Source organism: Scytonema sp. NUACC21, assembly GCF_054684315.1.
This window is the reverse complement of the sequence record NZ_BAAFZH010000056.1, coordinates 25,929-46,419: the sequence shown is the minus strand read 5'-3', so window position 1 is coordinate 46,419 and position 20,491 is coordinate 25,929. Positions and strand designations below refer to the sequence as shown.

Annotated in this window: 14 protein-coding genes and 2 pseudogenes; 9 read left to right on the top strand and 7 right to left on the bottom strand. The window is 42.2% G+C overall.

The genetic code is table 11. The features are described from left to right. Positions 1–55 precede the first annotated feature (55 nt). The 3 genes from ACYRY3_RS08320 to ACYRY3_RS08310 all read left to right on the top strand — a co-directional run bounded on the left by ACYRY3_RS08320 (position 56) and on the right by ACYRY3_RS08310 (position 3,620). Positions 56–562 carry a GNAT family N-acetyltransferase gene (locus ACYRY3_RS08320; protein ID WP_460201230.1) on the top strand — a complete coding sequence of 169 codons (507 nt, stop codon included), beginning with the start codon at positions 56–58 and terminating at the stop codon, positions 560–562. Positions 563–625: 63 nt separating this feature from the next. Then, positions 626–1,669, top strand: coding sequence for an amino acid ABC transporter substrate-binding protein (locus ACYRY3_RS08315; RefSeq protein WP_460201228.1), 1,044 nt, complete (start codon positions 626–628; stop codon positions 1,667–1,669). A 91-nt stretch (positions 1,670–1,760) separates the two neighbouring features. Continuing rightward, positions 1,761–3,620: a DUF4335 domain-containing protein gene (locus tag ACYRY3_RS08310; protein WP_460201226.1), complete on the top strand. Its 1,860-nt coding sequence runs from the start codon at positions 1,761–1,763 to the stop codon at positions 3,618–3,620. Between the two features lie 219 nt (positions 3,621–3,839). Here the strand turns inward: ACYRY3_RS08310 and ACYRY3_RS08305 are convergent, their stop codons facing one another. Genes ACYRY3_RS08305 through ACYRY3_RS08295 form a run of 3 tightly spaced genes read right to left on the bottom strand, consistent with a single transcriptional unit; the run spans position 3,840 to position 4,936 of the window. Beyond that, on the bottom strand, positions 3,840–4,301 hold the full coding sequence (locus ACYRY3_RS08305; RefSeq protein ID WP_460201225.1) for a ferredoxin: 462 nt from the start codon (positions 4,299–4,301) through the stop codon (positions 3,840–3,842). Further along, a complete protein-coding gene (locus ACYRY3_RS08300; protein WP_460201224.1) occupies positions 4,301–4,687 on the bottom strand; it encodes a DUF1257 domain-containing protein in 387 nt (128 codons plus the stop codon). Before ACYRY3_RS08300 ends, ACYRY3_RS08305 begins: the two co-directional genes overlap by 1 nt. A 39-nt stretch (positions 4,688–4,726) precedes the next feature. Next, positions 4,727–4,936 (bottom strand): DUF2997 domain-containing protein, encoded by a 210-nt coding sequence (locus tag ACYRY3_RS08295; RefSeq protein ID WP_460201222.1) that lies wholly within the window; start codon positions 4,934–4,936, stop codon positions 4,727–4,729. A gap of 424 nt (positions 4,937–5,360) precedes the next feature. Between ACYRY3_RS08295 and bioU the strand changes: the two genes are divergently transcribed. Together bioU and ACYRY3_RS08285 are read left to right on the top strand one after the other, a co-directional pair. Further along, the gene (bioU, locus tag ACYRY3_RS08290) at positions 5,361–6,386 is read left to right on the top strand and encodes a (S)-8-amino-7-oxononanoate synthase BioU (protein WP_460201249.1); all 1,026 of its coding nucleotides are present in this window, start codon (positions 5,361–5,363) and stop codon (positions 6,384–6,386) included. Between the two features lie 745 nt (positions 6,387–7,131). After that, positions 7,132–7,968 (top strand): DUF4198 domain-containing protein, encoded by an 837-nt coding sequence (locus ACYRY3_RS08285; RefSeq protein WP_460201221.1) that lies wholly within the window; start codon positions 7,132–7,134, stop codon positions 7,966–7,968. A 256-nt stretch (positions 7,969–8,224) separates the two neighbouring features. On the opposite strand, the pseudogene grpE reads toward ACYRY3_RS08285, so the two are convergent. Further along, a pseudogene (grpE, locus tag ACYRY3_RS08280) lies at positions 8,225–8,818 on the bottom strand (nucleotide exchange factor GrpE); the annotation flags it as partial. A gap of 542 nt (positions 8,819–9,360) precedes the next feature. Between grpE and ACYRY3_RS08275 the strand changes: the two are divergent. From ACYRY3_RS08275 to ACYRY3_RS08260, 4 genes are all read left to right on the top strand, one after another. Then, on the top strand, positions 9,361–11,373 hold the full coding sequence (locus ACYRY3_RS08275) for a GspE/PulE family protein (protein ID WP_460201220.1): 2,013 nt from the start codon (positions 9,361–9,363) through the stop codon (positions 11,371–11,373). A 45-nt stretch (positions 11,374–11,418) separates the two neighbouring features. Beyond that, positions 11,419–12,531: a type IV pilus twitching motility protein PilT gene (locus ACYRY3_RS08270; RefSeq protein ID WP_460201219.1), complete on the top strand. Its 1,113-nt coding sequence runs from the start codon at positions 11,419–11,421 to the stop codon at positions 12,529–12,531. A gap of 110 nt (positions 12,532–12,641) precedes the next feature. Further along, positions 12,642–13,856, top strand: coding sequence for a type II secretion system F family protein (locus ACYRY3_RS08265; RefSeq protein WP_460201218.1), 1,215 nt, complete (start codon positions 12,642–12,644; stop codon positions 13,854–13,856). A gap of 148 nt (positions 13,857–14,004) precedes the next feature. Continuing rightward, entirely contained in the window at positions 14,005–14,565 is a 561-nt protein-coding gene (locus tag ACYRY3_RS08260; protein ID WP_460201217.1) for a hypothetical protein, read from the top strand. Between the two features lie 182 nt (positions 14,566–14,747). On the opposite strand, the gene ACYRY3_RS08255 is transcribed toward ACYRY3_RS08260, so the two are convergent. The 3 genes and pseudogenes from ACYRY3_RS08255 to ACYRY3_RS08245 form a co-directional block, all read right to left on the bottom strand. Further along, positions 14,748–15,320 (bottom strand): Uma2 family endonuclease, encoded by a 573-nt coding sequence (locus tag ACYRY3_RS08255; protein WP_460201216.1) that lies wholly within the window; start codon positions 15,318–15,320, stop codon positions 14,748–14,750. A gap of 182 nt (positions 15,321–15,502) precedes the next feature. After that, on the bottom strand, positions 15,503–18,811 hold the full coding sequence (locus ACYRY3_RS08250; RefSeq protein WP_460201215.1) for a GAF domain-containing protein: 3,309 nt from the start codon (positions 18,809–18,811) through the stop codon (positions 15,503–15,505). A 26-nt stretch (positions 18,812–18,837) separates the two neighbouring features. After that, positions 18,838–20,136, bottom strand: a pseudogene (locus tag ACYRY3_RS08245) (GAF domain-containing protein); the annotation flags it as partial. Between the last annotated feature and the right edge of the window lie 355 nt (positions 20,137–20,491).

Sequence of the window (20,491 nt, the reverse complement as noted above, 5' to 3'; positions counted from 1 at the left end):
ATATAATAAGTAAAATATTACTATAGTAAATGGTAACCTGTATAAATTATGTGTAATGAATTTTTCTGTCAAGCAGGCGCAGTCAGAACAAGCCTACGTTGTTTTTAACATCCTTATGGAAGCGGTATCTTGGCTGGATGCACAAGGTATGAGCCTTTGGAGGGCTGATGAGGTTACACTAGATAAAATCCAGCCAGATGTAGACGCAGGGCTGTTTTATCTTGCTTGGTATGAAAATCAGGCTGTTGGTACTCTTAAGTATCAGCTTGAGGACGAATTGTTTTGGCCGGATGTTCCAAAAGGCGAGTCAGCTTTTATTCACAAACTAGCTGTTAGACGCAAGTATTCTGGTAGTGCTGTTTCCAATCGTCTTTTACAATGGGCGGTTGAAAAATCAAAATCACAAGGCTTGCAATATCTGCGATTGGATTGTGATGCCGCCCGTCCAAAGTTATGTGCTATATATGAGAAGTTTGGTTTTGAACGGCACAGTACCAGGCAGGTAGGACTGTTGTATGTGATGCGATTTGAGTATTTGCTTTCAAATTTTCGACGGACTTAATAGTTTCTTGGTATTAGATATGGGAAACTTTTCATGTTACTGCGTTTGTAGAGGTAATGGAAAATGAAGATAGGTAAAAGGGGGTTATTAGTACTTGCTGCTTTACCTCTGGTCTTTTTGCTAAATGCCTGTGCTGGAGCTTCAGGAGGAAATACTGCAAGTCGATTAGACACAATTAAAAACCGTGGAAGGCTGATATGCGGTGTCAGTGGAGGATTGCCGGGATTTAGTTATGTAAAGCCTAGCGGTGAATATGCCGGAATAGATGTAGATGTATGTCGTGCGATCGCCGCCGCAATCTTTGACGACCCCAAAAAAGTAGACTTCCGCAACTTAAACACCAAAGAACGCTTTACAGCCCTGCAAACAGGAGAAGTAGACATCCTCAGCCGCAACACAACATGGACAATTAGCCGAGATACGTCTGTTGGGCTAGAATTTGCCCCCGTTGTTTTTTACGACGGGCAAGGAATAATGGTGAAAAAAAATAGCAACGTTAAAAAGTTAGAAGAACTGAAAGGCAAATCCATCTGCACCCAAACAGGAACAACCAACGAACAGAACCTATCAGACCAAATGCGACAGAGGGGCGTTACCTACAAACCTCTCGTCTTTGAAGATGTTAACACTGCCTTTGCTGCATACGAGCAAGGTCGTTGCGAAGCTGTTACCGCAGACCGTTCTGGGTTAGTTTCTCGCCGTGCCATTATGAAAAAACCGGATGACCATGTTGTTTTAGATATCGTTATGTCTAAAGAACCCCTAGCACCTGCTGTGGTTAACGGGGATTCTAGATGGTCTGATGTGGTGAAATGGACTGTATTTGCTCTGATTAATGCCGAAGAATTGGGAGTCAATTCCAAGAACGTTAACCAATTAACAAGCAGCACCAATCCAGAAGTGAAGCGCTTGCTGGGTACAGAAGGTGACCTAGGCACAGGAACTGGTTTAACAAACGATTTTGCCGCACGCATTATCAAACACGTGGGCAACTATGGAGAAGTTTACGAGCGCAATTTGGGGAAAAACTCTGAGTTGAAATTGGATAGAGGACAAAACAGACTTTGGAACCAAGGTGGAATTCTCTATGCTCCTCCGTTTCGTTAATTTGTTATTTGTCATTTGTCATTCGTCATTTGTCATTTGTTATTTGTCATTTGTTATTTGTAAATAATTAATGACCAATGACCAGTGACTAATGACCAGGGCTTGCACTGATAGACCGTTCCACAAAATTTTAAATTTCATTCTCCAAAATTTACATATCGCAACCGCCGATAAAACAAAGAATTCTCCGCGTTCATCCGCGTTAAGAGTGCGGTTCAAAATCCAAAATAACTTGCTTGCAGTTCCTGCCATGCCTGTATCAAATCCTGTTATCCGTAGGTATACACCGCCCACTTGTACACTAGAAGTCTTAGCTCAAGGCTCGGCTTTATCAAAGTGGATGGGTAAATCTGTTCTGAAGCAGCTCAGATTTGAGCTTCGCTTTGACGATCCACAGCTTCCAGAAGACAAGAAAATTGCCATTCGGGGCGACAGCGAACAACTTGAAGCTTTGTGCGTAGCAGTAACAAACTACGTTCAGGAATTCCTACAGATGTCTCCTGAGAGCTTCTGGGCAAATTTTTCATCAATTAGAGATACAAGCCTTGCATCGGATGAAACATTAGTGCCAGATTTTGCCAACTCATCTTCGGCAACTAGCACAGTCATAAACCCCTTTAGCAATCAAATGCCTGGGGGAGATATCTACATCCAACCCAACAGTCATTTAACACACAGTCTGTTTCTTGGATCTCTGGCAAACCCAATATCTGGTGGGGTAATTGAGCTAAGTTTACTACAACTGTTTGACTTAGCAACTGCCTTGGAGGAATATTCATCTGATGTCATGGCACTGCCAAATCTCAATTCCCATTCCAGAACATCTGCCATGCCAGTTTGGGCACCGATTGCAGCAGTGGTGGTGCTAGGGGTGGGTTTAACACCGTTGACTTGGCAGTATGCTAATCGTATGAGACAACAGCAGACGGCTAGTAAAACTGATTCGACATCACAAACAATTGCTTTACAGAATTCGCCATCATCTAATTCGCCATCGCCTCTACCAACACTCAGCCCTTCAAGCAGTTTGCCATCGCAGCCACTACCAACCTTTGGCGCTTTTCCATTGCCCGCTTCTACTTCTGCTCCGTCTGCTCAAACGTCTCCAATCCTACCACCAACTCCTCCACCAGGCTCGCAATCCCAGTTACCTTCTGTTTCCCTAGCATCTCCAAAATCCGCTTTCCCACCTTCAACTCCAGGGTCTCCCAACATTGCGTCTTTTCCTACGGGAATCCCATCTTCAGGAGGAACATTGACTATACCCGAGACAAATCCTCCTATTCTTTCTTCCTCTCCACAAAATACAGCATCTCCTAACAAAGCACCAAATCAAAAAGTTGCTCTTCAACCAAACTCTAAACAGAGCAATATTGGTTTTTCGTCCTCTTCCAGAAATGAAATTCCTACCATCGCACCTGAGATTCAAACTCCGCCAAGTAGCTTAAGCGATCCAGGGATTACATCTCCTTCGAGTATCTCAGCACTTCCCCCTGCTCTTCCCAACTTATCTAGTGCTCCTAGTATAAATCCTAACCCAGCAATTTCCTCACCCAATTCAACAACTCGAAGTGAATCTGAGGAACTGATCGGGAGATTGCGTCAAGGACGTCGAAACAACAATCTTCCCACACAGGTAGCGACTAGTAGTAGTAGCGAGAGATTGTTGGACACAGCCCAAATTGCAGAAGCCAGAGACTTTTTGAAAGAGCGCTGGGAACCGCCTACTGGGTTGAAGCAAGCAATCGAGTACAGTTTGTTAGTAGGTGTGGACGGCTCAATTGAAAGAATTATGCCCTTAGGAAAAGCTGCGAGAGATTATGTCGATCGCACGGGTATGCCTCTCATTGGTGAACCTTTTGTCTCCCCCAATAAAAGCGGACAATCTGTTAGGATTCGGGCAGTTTTTAGTCCCGATGGTAAGGTGCAAACTTTTCCTGAAACGGAGTAAAAATATATTACACAACACATAGCAGTTTTTATACTATTTCTCCATAACTAGACTACACATTAAAAAAGGTTAGTAGTTGCGCTTAAGCGCCATAATCATCAACGATGTGTAGTATTAATTCAGAGAATTAGTATTATTTCTGCCGACTACATAAAAAATGCAGCAGAAAAAGGAGGATTGGTCAAACCAATCCTCCATACATAAGTTATGATTTCTTCACTAGTAACGGGATTTCTTCCGCTTGAGCTTTTGCTTTTTACGTCGTTGTTGAGAAGAAACAACAGCCTGGTCTACCGGATATCCGATTAAGGGAATAACCTGGTATTTGCGTTCTTCTTCTAGCGTTTTGAGTTTGGTGTAATCAACCCAGTGAATGCAATCAACAGGACAAGTGTCGATCGCTTCTTGAATCACCTCTTCTGAGTCGCCATCTTGACGTATAACCCGCGATCGCCCGTAATCTTCTTCTATATAAAATGTGTTACGAGCCACATGGGCGCAATGCTTGCAGCCAATACAGGTAATTTCGTCAACGTAAACGCCTTTTTGCCGCAGCACTCCACCTAACTCTGGTTCCAGACCAGAACGTTCGGGGGAATCCCGCAAAAAACCGCCCAACTCAGGCTCTAAACCAGAGCGATTATCCTCGCTTTGTTCTGGGGACGGTAAAAAATCGGACATTACGCACTCCAGCGCTGCACAACTAGGCGAACTGAACCATCTTCATTATTTTGTTGTTCGGCAATTTGAAACCCTGCGCGAGCTGTTTCCTTGACCACTGTGTGGAATGCATAACGCTGTGTGACTTTGCCTAGAAATCCTTCCACGGATAAATTTTGTTTCCAATATTGTAGGTCGGCTACCAGTTCGTATTCTTTTCCATTCCATTTAAAGCCAATATCGTAGCCATTGTTTTGCTCAATGGTAATTTCAGCATTATGTGTCTGACCACGATATCCACGAACTTCCCGTGGACCTTGTTTCCAATCGATACCCAAGTCCGATAGGGCGTCTTTTAAAGATTCAATGTTACGGATTTGGGTTTTTATTTGGCTGAAGTGTGACATGGTGGTTGTAATTCGATGAAACTAAAGTGTTATGAAAACTTACCAATCGCTGAAGGTGGTTTGTGTATTTGCTACACCAGTTTCCTGTACCTTGGTAGCGAAGTGTTCCGAGGTTGGCTCCTGACTGAGTACCTGTCCCAGCTGTGCCTCTATGGCTGCTGTGACTTCGGCACAGGAAGCCCCCACGATGCCAGTGACTTTTTCTTGTACGCGACCGTCTGGATAAATTATGAACTCTAATGTTTCCATGCTTTTAGCCAACCAAAACACTAAGCGCGGACAGTGCTGCTGTAGCAAACAGCTACAAATGTAGCCCCTTGGAACAGAGTTTTCCCTTAGCTACAAATTTGCCATTTGTTAACTAATGTTCCATCTCTCAAAATATATATCTCAGAAAGTTAACAAAAATTATTATGATTGTAAGTCTTTACCTCTGATACTTGTTAGTTTCCCTTAACCTTAGAAATTAGTCAAGCTTAAAAACCAGAATACAAATAATGTGCTACAAATCTTAAAAACCATTAATAGCAGTCTCTGTGAGCTTGTAGCCTACTAAGATTATTGCAAAACTTTATCATTATCATCAACAAGGCACTATTAAGGTCTGTTTTGAGAGTTTGAGCCGAAGCCATCGGTGTACGATAAGCTTTTATCTATCTCAACAAATATGTCGATGGTGGAGCCAGAAGAAGTGACAGGGTATACAAAGAAAGCAGATGCAATCCGCGTGGGAGTACTGGGTTTTGGCGGATTGGGGCAAGCAGCTGCTAGAGTACTCGCCCCAAAAGGTGAAATGATTTTGGTGGCGGCAGCAGACAACAAAGGTTTTGCTTGCTCTACTGAAGGTTTAGAGGCTCAAGAATGTATTGCTAAATATCAAAGTCAAGGTTCGGTAGGTTACCTCGAACCCTTTGGTACTCTTACAAATCGTAGTATTGAGGATTTATTAGAAAAAGCGGTACCCGTAGATGGGTATTTCTTAGCTTTACCCAACTTACCTAATGATTTTATTCCCTCCGTAGCCAAAAAGTTCATTAAGGCTGGTTGGCGTGGGGTACTGGTAGACGCAATTAAGCGTACTAGTGCCGTTGAACAACTCTTGTCCATGAAAGAGGAACTCCTTGCCGCAGGAATCACCTACATGACAGGATGTGGGGCAACCCCAGGACTGTTGACAGCTGCCGCCGCAATCGCCGCCCAAAGCTACGCCGAAATTCATCGGGTGGAAATTACTTTTGGTGTGGGAATTGCTAACTGGGAAGCTTACCGCGCTACTATCCGCGAAGACATTGCCCATATGAGTGGGTTTAACGTAGAAACTGCTAGGGCAATGACCGATGCAGAAGTAGAAGCACTTTTGGATAAAACCAATGGCGTGCTGACTTTGGAAAATATGGAACACGCTGACGATGTGATGTTGGAGTTGGCTGGAATTGTAGACCGCGATCGCGTTACTGTTGGTGGTATAGTGGATACCCGAAATCCCAAAAAACCCATCAGCACAAACGTCAAGGTTACGGGTCGTACATTTGAAGGTAAAATTTCCACCCATACCTTTACATTGGGAGATGAAACCAGTATGGCAGCCAACGTCTGTGGTCCTGCCTTCGGTTATCTCAAAGCTGGTATTGGATTGCATCGGCGTGGCATTTACGGCATATTCACCGCAGCCGAAATTATGCCCCAGTTTGTTAGGTAAAAGTTCTACCTATCCACCTATCATTTATCAAAGCCCAGAAACCCGGTTTCGTAGAAGTAATCGGGTTTCTAATATTTTGTCATTTGTCAAAAGTCATTTGTTATTTGTAATATTCCGTAGGTTGGGTTGAGGAAGAAAACCTAATGTCACTAATTTACTTAGACGTTTGCTGTTTAAATCGTCCGTTTGATGACCTGACTCAAACTCGTATTTGCCTTGAGGCTGAGGCAATCTTGTCAATTCTACAACACTGTGAGCGCGGTGAGTGGCAATTAGTTGGTAGTGAAGTCATAGATTTAGATGTACAAGAACTAACACTACTTGTCATCAAAAAAATTATGCATAAACCCCATAGGTTAGGTTGGAGGAACAAAACCCAACCTCTTATCATAGTGCGCTGCATTATATTTAATTCAAATGAAAACCCCTTATATTTTAATTTTTACTTAAACGTATTGTGCTATTAGCATCTGACGGATCGTATAGCAATTTTATTTTAAGTATAAAAACTTAGAATCTTGAATAATAATATCGATCCCCTAAAATCTGAAAAAATTAATATTTACTTTATAAAATAAATTGAAAAATAGAAATTTATATTAACAATAAAATCCCTGATGGGGGGATTGTTTTGTAAAAAAAAAAATGGTCTTTAATAAGTGTGTAATATAGCGGTTTCCAAATCAGTGAAGTATCTTGATAGGTCGAATGCGAGTGCTTGCTGGCTAAGCAAGCATACGGTTGAATGCACCTACAATTTGGCTTATTGCACGATTTAGAAAACTGCTACAGCTCCATAGAGGCAATTGGGATGCTTATTCGTAGTTTGAAAAATTTGGTATTAGGGTTGGCAATTCTACCATTTGTTTGGCAACCTGCTTCAGCACATGTTGTTTGGTTTAACTATGAAAACGGAGAGTACAAGTTATTGTACGGTCATCCAGAAGAAGGACCGCAATCCTATCGCGTCTCTGGCTTTAGAGAAGCTAATGCGTATGATGCAAACAGACAAATAATTCCAGTGACTATTAGCCAAAATGAAGATGGAATTTCTCTTACTGCTAATAGCAGAGTAGCGGCATTAACTGGATTTTATGATAATGGCTTTTATGCCAGAGTACCGGGAAATAATTACCTTAGAATTTCAGAATCAGAAATAGAGCAATACGAAAATGTTAGTCATAATCTGAAGTATACCAAAGCTCTGTATGATTGGTCTAAGGCTCTAGGGCAGCCCTTCAACCAGCAATTGGAAATCGTTCCTTTACAGAATCCTTTTTTAGTTAAGGAAGGAGACAATTTGCCAGTTCAAGTCTTCTATCAAGGAAACCCAATTTCAGATGGTTTGCTAGTAGAACACTTAGGTCAAGAGGTACCGAAAGGTAATGATGGTGTTTTTAACATTCCCATTGGTGTTGAAGGGTTACAAGCAATAGAAGCAAGCTACGACACAGTTTTGTCGGGTACAAACGTTACACTTTCTTACGCAGCTAGCTTTACAGCACAAAAAATCTTTGAACCATCGGCATTACTTGGTCTAGGCGTAGTAAGTTTGCTTGCAATACGTAAAAAAAGAATTTAGTTTGTCGTTATTCTCTGTTGTGTAGCAGATACGCATGCAGTAGGGTCGAAATATTGTAATAACCTTACGAATAAACTAAATTTCACCGATTGAGACTGGCTTTAACACCCAATCTGAAAGTTTTATTTTTTCGATCGCTTTTTTGCAATCCCTTCATCCTAACAACGTTCATCCTTCATACTTTAAATGTTAGGTTTCGTTCCTACGTTCATCCTTCATCCTTCATACTTTAAATGTTGGGTTTCGTTCCTCAACCCCGCAATACTGCTTCGTGTAGGTTGGGATCGAATGGTTGACCCTCAGGACGCATGGGAGATACCCCTAAGCGTTTGAGACAATCCACTAAAAGCTTGTAAACACCCTGATAGCTCTTGTGAATAGTCATTTCGCCATCATTTTGGGGTTTAATTTGTGCTCGTGCTCGTTCAAAATTATCAACAACTGGCAGCAATTCAGTAATTGTCACTCGCTTGATTTGCTGCTCTAAGTCTTCTTTCTCTTTTTGGTTTCGCTTGCGATAATTCTCAAAATCTGCTGCAATCCTCATGTATTGAACACTGCGCTCTTCGACTTGCGCTTTGAGAGACTCAATTTGTTGAAGCAGTTCTGCTTGTTTTGCGTTTGAGTCATCACCAGTCACTTCAGCAGTTGCAGCAACATCACTGTCTTGATTGATTGTAGCCGTTTCTGGTGCGACGTCGGTTTGAGTTCCCACTTGCTGATTCACCTCGTTACCGGATTCGTTAGCGTTTATCTGCTCTGTAGAGTCTGGTGTCATTGTTTGCTGCTCCTCGGTTGGTTGACCTGATTGCTGATTTGTATAGTTTTGCTGTTGATTTTCGTCTACCATTGTGTACTTTTTCCAGATGCGATATTTTACGGTTATCGCTACATCTAGCAGTCAATGATAAATTTGTGAAGCAAAAAGCTGTCACCTGAAGTATGAAGTATAAAGTATGGAGTGAACGTCTGTCGCGTAATCTAAAAGCGCTATAGCGTAGTTTTTCTTAATAAAACGTAACAAATCTGTGTATGCTAGCTAATGTGAGTGTATCAGCTAGCATTTATGTTTTTAACTCCGAATATTTGAGACTTACTGTCTCTGGAAACAAGGCACCAGAAGGCAGGTTTTTGATGAAGGGTGTTCTTGTGAGAGCAAGCTATTAAATTAATACACGATAATTTAAGTGAATATACATAAAAAAATGGCTTGACCAGCACCTACTGACAGCCAACAAATAACTGCCACCTCATAGTTAGGGTCGAGGGGGCGTAGATGAAGGAATCTGTAAAATCTTTATTTCTGTATTAATTTTACTGAGTGAGGATGTCAATTCTGTCCTAGACCTTGGGAATACTCTAATCAGAGGTTTCCGCGACTAATGAGATATTATGACTTACTCGTCACCACAAAGGCGCAGTACAGCTCTTACGACAAGAGTTGAGTTTTCGCCCTTCGGCAACAAACTCGTGCAATCTGGCTTTGTCAACAGCGAACAAATGAGACAGGCGCTGATTGAAAGCCGCAAGTCAGGCAGACCCCTGACAGAAGTGTTAGAAACAATTTCAGGCAGACAACTGACGCCAGAGTTACTCCGGCAATATAAAAAGCAGCAATTATTTGAACTCAAAATATTATACGGCGTTGAATCTCTCGATCCGGAAGTCAGCCAAGTTGGTCAAACAACTGTTGGTCAACTGATTGATACCCTTGTTCCGGTAGATATCTGTCGTCGTCATCGCTTAGTACCTTTGGCAAAACACGATGACCAAAACCCACCCTCTGTTTTGGTGGCAATGGTAGATCCAGATAATTTGGAAGCTTCAGATGACTTAAACCGTATCTTGCGCCCCCAGGGATTGGCCTTGCAGCGCATGGTTATTACCCAAGAGGATTACCAAAATCTTATTAACCAGTACTTGGATGAATTAGCAGTTCGGCAAAAGCATCTGGAACAGGAAAAATTTACAGATATTAATCAGGATTTAGAAAATTTAGACAATCTCAATATGGATGATGCACCCGAAGAAGGTGAAGCCGATTTGGGTGCGGCAATGAAGGGTGCTGAAGATGCCCCAGTGATCAATCTAGTTAACAGAATCCTTGCTAAAGCATTGCATGAAAAGGTTTCTGATATCCATATCGAACCACAGGAAGAAAACTTACGTATCCGTTTTCGGAAAGATGGGGTACTACGTGAAGCTTTTGACCCTCTGCCGAAAAAAATCATCCCTGCTGTAACAGCCCGTTTCAAAATCATTGCCAACCTGGATATTGCTGAACGGCGTTTACCTCAAGACGGGCGAATTCGACGATTGTTCGAGGGACGTAAGGTTGACTTCCGGGTTAACACCTTGCCCAGCCGCTATGGGGAGAAGGTAGTACTGCGGATTTTGGATAACTCGGCAACACAATTGGGTTTGAATAAGCTCATCACGGACCCAGATACCTTAAACATAGTCAAAGAGATGGTTTCTCGTCCCTTTGGTCTCATTCTGGTCACAGGACCCACAGGTTCTGGTAAAACAACAACCCTGTACTCTGCTCTTTCAGAAAAGAACTCTCCGGGCATCAATATTAGTACAGTGGAAGACCCCATTGAATATAGCTTGCCTGGAATTACACAAGTGCAGGTGATTCGGGAAAAAGGGCTGGACTTTTCTACTGCTTTGCGAGCTTTCCTGCGGCAAGACCCAGATGTGCTCCTTGTGGGTGAAACACGAGACAAGGAAACAGCAAAAACCGCAATTGAGGCAGCATTGACAGGTCACTTGGTTTTAACAACCTTACACACCAATGACGCCCCAGGTGCGATCGCTCGTTTGGGAGAAATGGGCATTGAATCTTTCATGGTTTCCAGTTCCCTCATTGGTGTACTGGCACAGCGCTTGATGCGACGCGTCTGTTCCAGTTGTCGCATTCCCTACACTCCCACAGTAGAAGAACTCGCTCGTTACGGGCTATCAGCAAGCCAAGAGGCAGGAATCACTTTCTACAAGGCAAATACCCTAACAGCAGAGCAAATTCAAGAAGCCAAAGGCAAGAATCATTTGTGCCCGGATTGTAACGGCGTTGGTTATAAAGGACGTTGTGGTGTTTATGAAGTTATGCGAGTCACCGAACGTTTGCAAGCCCTCATTACTGAAGAAGCACCAACAGAACGCATCAAAGAAGTAGCAGTGGAAGAAGGCATGAAAACCTTGCTTGCTTACAGCTTGGACCTCGTGCGTCAAGGCAGTACCACTTTAGAAGAAGTAGAACGGGTAACGTTTACCGATACAGGTTTGGAAGCAGAGTTAAAAGCTAAACGTAAAAGCGGTCTTACCTGCCGGACTTGCAATGCTGGATTGCAACCGGAATGGTTGGATTGTCCTTACTGCATGACACCAAGGTTTCAAGATTAGTCCTTAGCTTTTAACCACTAACAAATAACAAGAGGAAGCAGAACGATGGAATTAATGATTGAAGATTTGATGGAGCAAATGATTGAAATGGGTGGTTCGGATATGCATTTATCCGCAGGTTTGCCACCCTACTTTCGCATCAGTGGCAAACTAACTCCCATTGGGGACGAACCAATGACAGTAGATCAGTGCCAAAGATTGATCTTTAGTATGTTGAACAACACCCAGCGTAAAACTTTGGAGCAAACTTGGGAATTGGATTGTTCCTATGGTGTTAAGGGATTAGCTCGTTTCCGGGTCAACGTATATAAAGAGCGTGGAGCATATGCTGCGTGTTTGCGGGCACTCAGTTCTAAAATTCCTAACTTTGAAAAATTAGGCTTACCGGACGTTGTTCGAGAAATGTCAGAAAAGCCTAGAGGATTGGTATTGGTAACAGGTCCCACAGGTTCTGGTAAGACAACAACCCTAGCCGCAATGATTGACCTCATTAACCGTACCAGGGCAGAGCATATTTTGACTGTGGAAGATCCCATTGAATTTGTTTATGAACCTATTAAAAGTCTGATTCACCAACGGCAGTTGAATGAAGATACTAAGAGCTTTGCGAATGCTTTGAGAGCAGCACTCCGGGAAGACCCTGATATTGTTCTTGTAGGGGAAATGCGGGACTTAGAAACAATTTCTTTGGCTATATCTGCTGCGGAAACAGGGCACTTGGTATTTGGTACCCTACACACGAGTTCTGCTGCACAAACAGTAGACAGACTCATTGACGTTTTTCCACACGAAAAACAAACTCAAGTGCGGGTGCAGTTGTCTAACTCACTAGTGGCAGTATTTAGCCAAACTCTAGTTCCTAAGAAAAACCCCAAACCTGGTGAGTATGGTCGAGTCATGGCTCAAGAAATTATGGTGGTGACTCCTGCTATTTCCAACTTGATTCGTGAAGGCAAAACCTCTCAAATTTACTCTGCTATTCAAACTGGAGGTAAGTTGGGAATGCAAACTCTAGAAAAGGTTTTAGCCGATTTATATAAAGCTGGAACTATTTCTTTTGAAGCAGCAATGTCTAAGACTTCCAAACCCGATGAAGTTCAGCGCCTCATTGGACCTGTTGCTCCAACCCCAGGTGTCAAATCAGCTGCTGCACATTAATCTTCCTCTAGTTAGCGATCGTATAGACGCGTCATGGCGCGTCTCTACATTAGTAGTTTGACCACTAATTACTAACTATTTCTCATCCAAAATCTAAAATCAATATAAGTATGCCAACCTTCGTTGCTCGTGTTAAAGATTCGCAGGGAAAACCGAAAACAGAAAAAGTCGTAGCTGATTCCTTGGCTGATGCTCGTACTTCTTTGCGACAGCAGGGTTATGTCATCCAAGACCTGAAAAAACAAGCTCAAGGCTTTGATTTTAAAGAGTTTTCCACAAAATTTACTAGTGTTTCTGTTAAGGATAAAGCCGTTTTTTCACGTCAGCTTGCTGCATTGGTTAATGCAGGCGTGGCAATTGTTAGAAGTTTGGGAGTACTATCCGAGCAGTGTAGCAACCCTAAACTGAAACAAGCTCTCTTGGGTATTAGCTCTGAAGTTCAAAACGGGGTTAATTTATCAGAAGCAATGCGTAAATATCCTGATTGCTTTGATAGTTTATATGTCAGCATGATTCAGGCTGGTGAGGTCGGTGGTGTTTTAGACGAGGTGCTGAATCGTTTAGCTAAGTTGTTAGAAGACGTTGCGCGACTACAAAACCAAATTAAATCAGCAATGGCTTATCCCGTTGCTGTAAGTGTTATAGCGATCGCCATCTTTGTTGGCATGACTGTTTTTCTGATCCCAATTTTTGCAGGTATTTTCGAGGAGTTGGGAACAACTTTACCTCCTTTAACCCAATTCATGATGTTTTGCAGTGAAACTTTGAGAAGCTGGAAGGCTTTTGTTCTGATTGGTTTTGCTGTAGGATTCAAGATTGCCTATGGACAATACTACAAAACTCGCGTTGGACGCGAAACAATTGACCGTCTTTCACTGAAAATGCCGTTACTTGGTGACTTAATTCAAAAATCATCCGTTGCCCGCTTCAGCCGTACTTTTGGTTCTTTAACTCGTTCAGGCGTGCCAATTCTGACTTCTTTAGAAATTGTACGCGATACATCAGGAAATCAGGTGGTAGCTAATGCTATTGATGCTGCAAAAATTGAAATTCAACAAGGAGGTATGATTAGTCTTGCTTTGCAAAAAGAAAAAGTTTTTCCTCCAATGGCAATTCAGATGATTAGTATCGGTGAAGAAACAGGTGAATTGGATGGGATGTTAATGAAAATTGCCGATTTTTATGAGGATGAAGTTGAGCAAGCAGTGAAGGCTTTAACCAGCATTATGGAACCAATTATGATTGTAGTTCTGGGAGGTATGGTAGGTACTATCTTGATGTCAATGTACTTACCTCTGTTTGCAGTCTTCGAGAAGATGGGCTAAATGAAGGATAAAAGTTGAAGGATAAAGGATGAAAAATTTATCATCCTTATTTCTTCTTATATCAATTTTGAATTTTGGGTTCAAAAGCTTTAAACCAAGCAATTTATTATTTTATCCTTCATAATTTATACTTTATCCTTGACAAACTATGTCAGTACAAAAATCACATTATGAATCTTGCTTAGCAGAGTACAGCAATATTATGGCTGCGATCGCACTGCTAAAAGAACACCGTCCCTACCTCGAAATGATTCCCAGTTTGCGACGTCCTGATGAAAGTGCGATCGCCATTCCATTGCCTGTTGCCCATCTTCGTAGGGAAGGAATGACGGCAGAAGCAACTCGCCTACCCTGTGATGTGGCTATTTTGATGTGCGATCCAGAATGGAAAATCAAAACCGGACCTGAAATCCTGATTTTTATCCATCGTCCCCATGAGGATTTTTCTGACCTGTTAGGACGTTGGCGACAAACACAGGTTTTATTAGATAAAGACTATGAGTGGCTCATGCCCATGCACTACAAACATATTTTGAGTGAAGGCACGAATAGCATCTATCCTCTGTTTGTTGTCTTTCCTAAAACCTCAGAACGTATCAAACGGGGTTGTTTAGGAGCTGGTATTCCTTTGATTGTCATTTCAACATCAGAATCATTGCCAGAAGAAAACACGATAGAAAGTTTATCTTTAGAAAATCCACCTTTGTAGATGAGAGATTTAAAGGATAAAGGATGAAGGATGAAGGATGAACGTAGAACGTAGGTTGGGTTGAGGAACGAAACCCGTGCTTTGCCCTGCCAAAAAAGTTGCGCGATCGCTCTAACATCATAATATGGTTGTCAGTTAGTGTCGAGGTTGCTTGGATTTTGATAGACAGAAAAATAGAAAAACTATTTTGCTACCTTTAACCAAGCGAATATATCAGCTGGCGAAACTTGCCAATCCCCCAAGACATCAAGGATGGGTAATATACTAGTATCATATTTTACTTCTGGTAATTGGTTCGGTTGAAATACCATCACCGATTTATCATCAGGGTCAATGAACCAACCCAGTTTTGTCCCCTGATTGATACAAAAAATAATTTTATTAATGACACGGTTGGGAGATTGTTCGGGTGATAGGATTTCAATAGTCCAATCGGGGTAGCTTTCAAATTTGTTGGCAATTTCCCCTTCTTCATCAGTCGGGATGCGCGACCACTCAAACACCGCAATATCTGGAACTAACGACCGTCCGCCAAAGGTGCAGCGTAACTCAGTTAATGCTAAAGCTAACTTTTTTGGTTTACCAAGCTGATTAATTGCCGATGCTGATTCAGTTTGGAGAATGCTATGTTTTCCTTGGGGCATTGGTTTTTGGTAAATGCGACCGTCAATATACTCACTAGCAGGTTTGGTTTCTGGCAAATTCAAAAATTCTTCTAACGTCTTGTTGAAAGATACCTGAGTTGATAGCGCCATATACAATTACTCCCGAAACAATCCCAGCCAAAAAACAGTTTGACTTGTGGCTGTTCTACTTGTGCATAGTACCAACCTAAGTAAGTAGGCGTGAATAAACAGAACTACGTTACAAAATGTAAACCTATCTGAAACCCTTACCAATGACAAATGACAAATGACAAATGACTAAGGACAACTACTTAGTTAAAAACCTTTTGCTTCATTGGAATTTCAATCCAAAATTCCGTACCCAACCCTATATGAGAATCACATTTAAACACTCCTCCATGTTTCTCCACAATAATCTGGTAACTAATTGACAAACCCAAGCCAGTACCCTTACCGACGGGCTTTGTTGTGAAAAATGGGTCAAAAACCCGTTGGATAAGCTCTTGAGGTATCCCCGCCCCGTTATCGCTAATACGAATGACTGCACTGGGAATGTGACCATCGATTTGACCGATAGATGTACGGATTGTAATTTTATCCTGTTGGGATTTTGAAGCAGACGCCCTCTGTTGATCCAAAGCATCAATAGCATTGCTGACAACATTCATAAAGACCTGATTGAGTTGTCCTGGATAGCACTCAACTGGGGGTAGATTGCCGTACTCTTTAACTATCTCAATCCCAGGGCTATCAGGTCTTGGTTTTATACGGTAGTGCAAAATCAGCAGGGTGCTATCAATTCCCTCATGAATATCAACAGGCTTCATTTCAGCTTGATCGAGCCTGGAGAAATTTCTTAAAGACAGAACGATTTGACGGATGCGGTCAGTTCCTATCTTGATAGAAGAAAGTATTTTAGGCAAATCTTCGACAATAAAATCTAACTCTAGTTCTTCTGCCTGCTGAATAATTTCAGGGTTGGGATTTGGATAGTGTTCTTGATAAAGTGCCAAAATACTGAGCAAATCCTCAGTGTACTCATTCACGTGAGCGATGTTGCCATAAATAAAGTTGACTGGATTGTTAATTTCGTGGGCAACACCTGCAACAAGTTGACCGAGGGAAGACATTTTCTCAGTCTGAATGAGTTGTGTTTGAGCTTGCTGTAGTTCGTGCAGGGCTTGGGTTAACTGTTCTGCTTGCTGTTGGGTTTGAGCAAGTAAACTAGATTGTTCGATCGCCACAGACAGTTGAGCGGCAACTTGAGTTGCAAACTGAATTTCGGAAGGCTGCCAACATCGGGTTTGAGCGCACTGGTTAATACACAGCAAACCCCAAAGTTCATCACCTTTCATCACTGGAACAATTAAAGCTGCCTGAATTTGAAATTCTTCCAGCATTTCTACATAACATTCATGCAGTTTACCATTGTGAATATCAGAAACTGCTTGTAAACGTCCCTGGCGGTATTGGTCTGCATAAACTTCTTGAAAACAATGGTCGCGAATTTTGATTCCCAATGTCGAAGGTAAACCAGGCGCTAAATCTTCGACGATGTACTCACCCTCAGATGCATCTGAATTAGAATCAAAGCGATACATTCCCACTCTGTCAGCATTCAGGAAGCGCCGAATCTCTCTGGTTGTTGTGCTAAAAATCGTATTTAGGTCAAGAGACTCCCGCATCTTAGTAACAACTTCAAACAATATCTGTTGTTGCTTTGCGGCTTGTTGCAAGTCCAGTGTTTGCTGTCGTGTTTGAGCTAGCAATTCAGCTTGTTGGAGGGCCACTCCAAGTTGGGCAGCAACTTGACTCATAAATTTAATTTCTGCTCGTTCCCATTGGCGGGGTTGAGTGTGTTGATAGGCTGCTAGTAAACCCCAGAGTTTATGACCGACAAAAATGGGAGCAAGAATAAAAGCTTTGATATGAAACTGTTCTAATATATCAATGTGGCACTGATTAAAACCCGCTTTATAAATATCATCTACAGCAGAAGTTTCGTTGTTGCGATAGCGTCCCCCTTGGGTTTCTTGTAAATAGGTATCGTTCCAAACTGAATTCGTACTTAATAGAAAATCATTGGACCATCTTTGATTGGATGCTTCAAAACTTCCAACAAATTCGCCACCCCATTCGGAATTAAAGCGATAAACAGCAACGCGATCTGTTTGAAGAAGCTGACAAACTTCTTTTGTTGTTGTTTGAAAAATAGTATCAACATCAAGAGATTCGCGAATCTTAGTAACAACGCTAAACAACGCCTGTTGTTGTTCTGTTGCTTGTTGTAGCTTGGCTGTGCGTTCTTTGACTTGATTTTCTAAGTTTGTATTTAGGGCATTAACTTGTTGGTAAATTTCACGCTGCTGAATTGCCAAGGTAAACTGCTTACCCAATGCTTGGGCTAATTCAATTTCTTCCGCAGTCCATTCACGAGCCTCAGCTTGTTTATATTCTCGCCAAACTTCAAATGACAAGCGGGGATACAGTTGTCGTTCGTCGGGATCGAAGCGTCCCGCCCATAAAGTTTCTGTATCAATTTCATCCCTAAAGATACTTAAGTAACCCAGTAATTGCTGACGGTACTGGAGTGGAACCATCAAAATGCCACGAATTTTAGTAGGTCGGAAAGCAACTTGCAAATTTCGCAACTGTGGTGTTTTATAAATATCTGGAATTGACCAAATATGATAATCACCGGATTTATAGTGTTCTTGCCAGACGCTGTATTGCTCCATCAGTTGATATCTTGCAATTTCTGGCATCACAGGTTGTTGACCGTAAGTATAAATCTTGACAGAAAGGTTGTCAGCGTTCAGGCAGTCTGCCAAAGTTCTCATGCTGTTGTTTTTAACGTCAAAAGCTCGATGTCTGATGCAAAGCCTGCCACCAGACCCGCCAAATGCGGCAACCACTTCTTCTAAAGCTGGCTGTAATTCAACGGTAGGCATTGAATGCAACAGGGTCGTAACGCGGTTGACGATCGCTTCCCGTTGCATTTTTGCATGAGCCTGGGTCAAAATGTTACTTTGAGCGATCGCCACCGACAGCTGGTCTACCACCCTCTGTACTGCTTCAATATCATCTTCGCTAAACAAACGAGTCTCTGAATGATGGAATACCAGGAGTCCCCAGAGTTGTTCTTGATGGAAAATAGGTGTTATTAAGGAGGACTTAACCCCCATTGCTGTCAAATACTCCACATGACAAGGGTCTATAGGGCGGTAACGTATACTCTCTGAGAGAGTCTCTCCCGTTTCCAAATTACGTAGGGCGCTTTGACCAATTTGCCGATTCTCAACATCAGCAACAGAACGCACCCGTGCCTTCATAAACATTTCTCGTGCCTGTGGAGGAATATCATCGGCAGGAAAATTGAGCCCCAGTAACGATGGCAGCCGATTGCCATCAATTGCCTCGGCAATCACCTGACCGCTGTTATCAACATGAAATTTGTAAATGAGCACTCGGTCGGTTTTCAGTAGCGAACGAACTTCCCCAACCGTTGTTGTCAAAATCTCTTCTATAGAAAGTGTTCGCCGGATATTGTTGACAATGCGGCGTAATAAATTTTCTTGTTCTAGGCGTACCTGCAAATCAGGTTTTGGAATGGGTGTCATTGCTTGTAGCCAAATAAATTCTGGAATAAGTTGGCATTAAACGCTTGCAGCTGTTGGTGAATCTCATACTGTTGAATGAAGAGGGCAAATTGTTTGCCTAAGGCTTGGGCTAGTTCAACTTCTTCCACAGTCCATTCACAAGCTTGTGCCTTTTTAGATTCTCGCCACACCTCAAATGACAACCGGGGATACAGTTGCCGTTGATCGGGGTCAAACTGACCTGCCCACAAAGTTTCTGTGTCAATCTCGTTCCGGAAAATGCTTAAATAACCTAACAAGTGCTGACGATACCGAAGCGGTATCATTATCATGCTACGGATTTTAGTTGGTTGAAAAGCAATTTGTAGATTTCGCAATTCAGGTGTTTGATAGATGTCCGTAATTGCCCAAACATCGCTGTTACCGGACTTGTAGCGTTCCTGCCAAACATTATACTGTTCCATCAATTGATATTTTGCTACCTCTGGCATAATAGGTTGCCAGCCACAGGTATAAAGGTTAACAGAAAGATGGCTTGTATCCAGACAGTCTGACAAACTTTTTACAGTATCGTTATGCAAACTAAAGGCTTGATGTCTAAAACAAAGCCTGCCACCAGATCCAGAAAATGCCAACACAACTTCTTTTAATGCTGTCTGTAATTCGACGGTAGGCATTGAATGCAGCAAAGTCGTTATGCGATCGAGAACCGCTTCCCTTTGGGCTGTTGCTTGGGCTTGAGTGAGAATATGATGTTGAGCGATCGCCACCGACAACTGGTCTACCACCGTCTGTACTGCTTCAATTTCCGACTCAGGCACGGAACGGGGCTCAGAGTGATGGGAAGCTAAAAGCCCCCAAAGTTGTTCTTGATGGAAAATAGGCATCACTAGAGAGGACTTAACTCCCATTGCGGTTAAGTACTCAACATGGCAAGGATCGACAGGGCGGTAAGTCATGTCCCCTGATGCTGCCTCCCCCGTAATCATATTACGCAAAAGGCTTTGACCTATCTGTCGGGTATCAACATTGACAACAGAACGCGCCCGTGCCTTCATAAACATTTTCCGTGCGTGAAGCGGAATATCATCGGCTGGAAAATTTAACCCCAACAACGATGGTAAGCGATTGTTATAAATCGACTCAGCAATCACTTGACCGCTGCCATCGGCATGAAATTTATAAATCATCACTCGGTCTGTTCCCAGTAAGGAACGGACTTCCGCCCCTGTCGCCGCCAGAATGTCTTGTAAATCTAATGTTTGATGAATACTGTTTATAATACGGCGCAGTAAATTTTCCTGCTCCAGACGCAATTGTAAATCTCGTTCTGTGATTGAGTTCATTGTTTTTCATTAAATAAATTTCGCTAAATAAAGGAAAATAAATTTCAAAGGATAGTTTTTATCTAAAAATATTGTGAATTTTAATTGTGTTATTTGTCTTCAGTAGAAATACTGGCAATTTTTGCAAATTAATTTTAAATTATTATCACTTTAAGCAAGGAAACAAATTTCAGGTTTATATCTCAAGTAGGGTCAGCACTGCCCACCTTAGCTACGTAATTATATGACAATGCTCACCTTGACATTTCAAGCTTTAGAATTTACCAACCAAATTAGAAGTGATAAGATTTTAAAGATGTTCTGCTCTCCCGCTTTCACTGACGTTAGCCGAGCATCTGAACCCACTTTACAAAGC

Excerpts from the sequence above, each read along its gene's own strand:
- bioU (WP_460201249.1), top strand. The coding sequence starts at position 5,361 with ATGGTGGAGCCAGAAGAAGTGACAGGGTATACAAAGAAAGCAGATGCA.
- ACYRY3_RS08275 (WP_460201220.1), top strand. The coding sequence starts at position 9,361 with ATGACTTACTCGTCACCACAAAGGCGCAGTACAGCTCTTACGACAAGA.
- ACYRY3_RS08260 (WP_460201217.1), top strand. The coding sequence starts at position 14,005 with ATGTCAGTACAAAAATCACATTATGAATCTTGCTTAGCAGAGTACAGC.
- ACYRY3_RS08250 (WP_460201215.1), bottom strand. The coding sequence starts at position 18,811 with ATGACACCCATTCCAAAACCTGATTTGCAGGTACGCCTAGAACAAGAA.
- ACYRY3_RS08265 (WP_460201218.1), top strand. The coding sequence starts at position 12,642 with ATGCCAACCTTCGTTGCTCGTGTTAAAGATTCGCAGGGAAAACCGAAA.
- ACYRY3_RS08320 (WP_460201230.1), top strand. The coding sequence starts at position 56 with ATGAATTTTTCTGTCAAGCAGGCGCAGTCAGAACAAGCCTACGTTGTT.
- ACYRY3_RS08270 (WP_460201219.1), top strand. The coding sequence starts at position 11,419 with ATGGAATTAATGATTGAAGATTTGATGGAGCAAATGATTGAAATGGGT.
- ACYRY3_RS08295 (WP_460201222.1), bottom strand. The coding sequence starts at position 4,936 with ATGGAAACATTAGAGTTCATAATTTATCCAGACGGTCGCGTACAAGAA.
- ACYRY3_RS08310 (WP_460201226.1), top strand. The coding sequence starts at position 1,761 with ATGACCAGGGCTTGCACTGATAGACCGTTCCACAAAATTTTAAATTTC.
- ACYRY3_RS08285 (WP_460201221.1), top strand. The coding sequence starts at position 7,132 with ATGCACCTACAATTTGGCTTATTGCACGATTTAGAAAACTGCTACAGC.
- ACYRY3_RS08255 (WP_460201216.1), bottom strand. The coding sequence starts at position 15,320 with ATGGCGCTATCAACTCAGGTATCTTTCAACAAGACGTTAGAAGAATTT.
- ACYRY3_RS08300 (WP_460201224.1), bottom strand. The coding sequence starts at position 4,687 with ATGTCACACTTCAGCCAAATAAAAACCCAAATCCGTAACATTGAATCT.
- ACYRY3_RS08315 (WP_460201228.1), top strand. The coding sequence starts at position 626 with ATGAAGATAGGTAAAAGGGGGTTATTAGTACTTGCTGCTTTACCTCTG.
- ACYRY3_RS08305 (WP_460201225.1), bottom strand. The coding sequence starts at position 4,301 with ATGTCCGATTTTTTACCGTCCCCAGAACAAAGCGAGGATAATCGCTCT.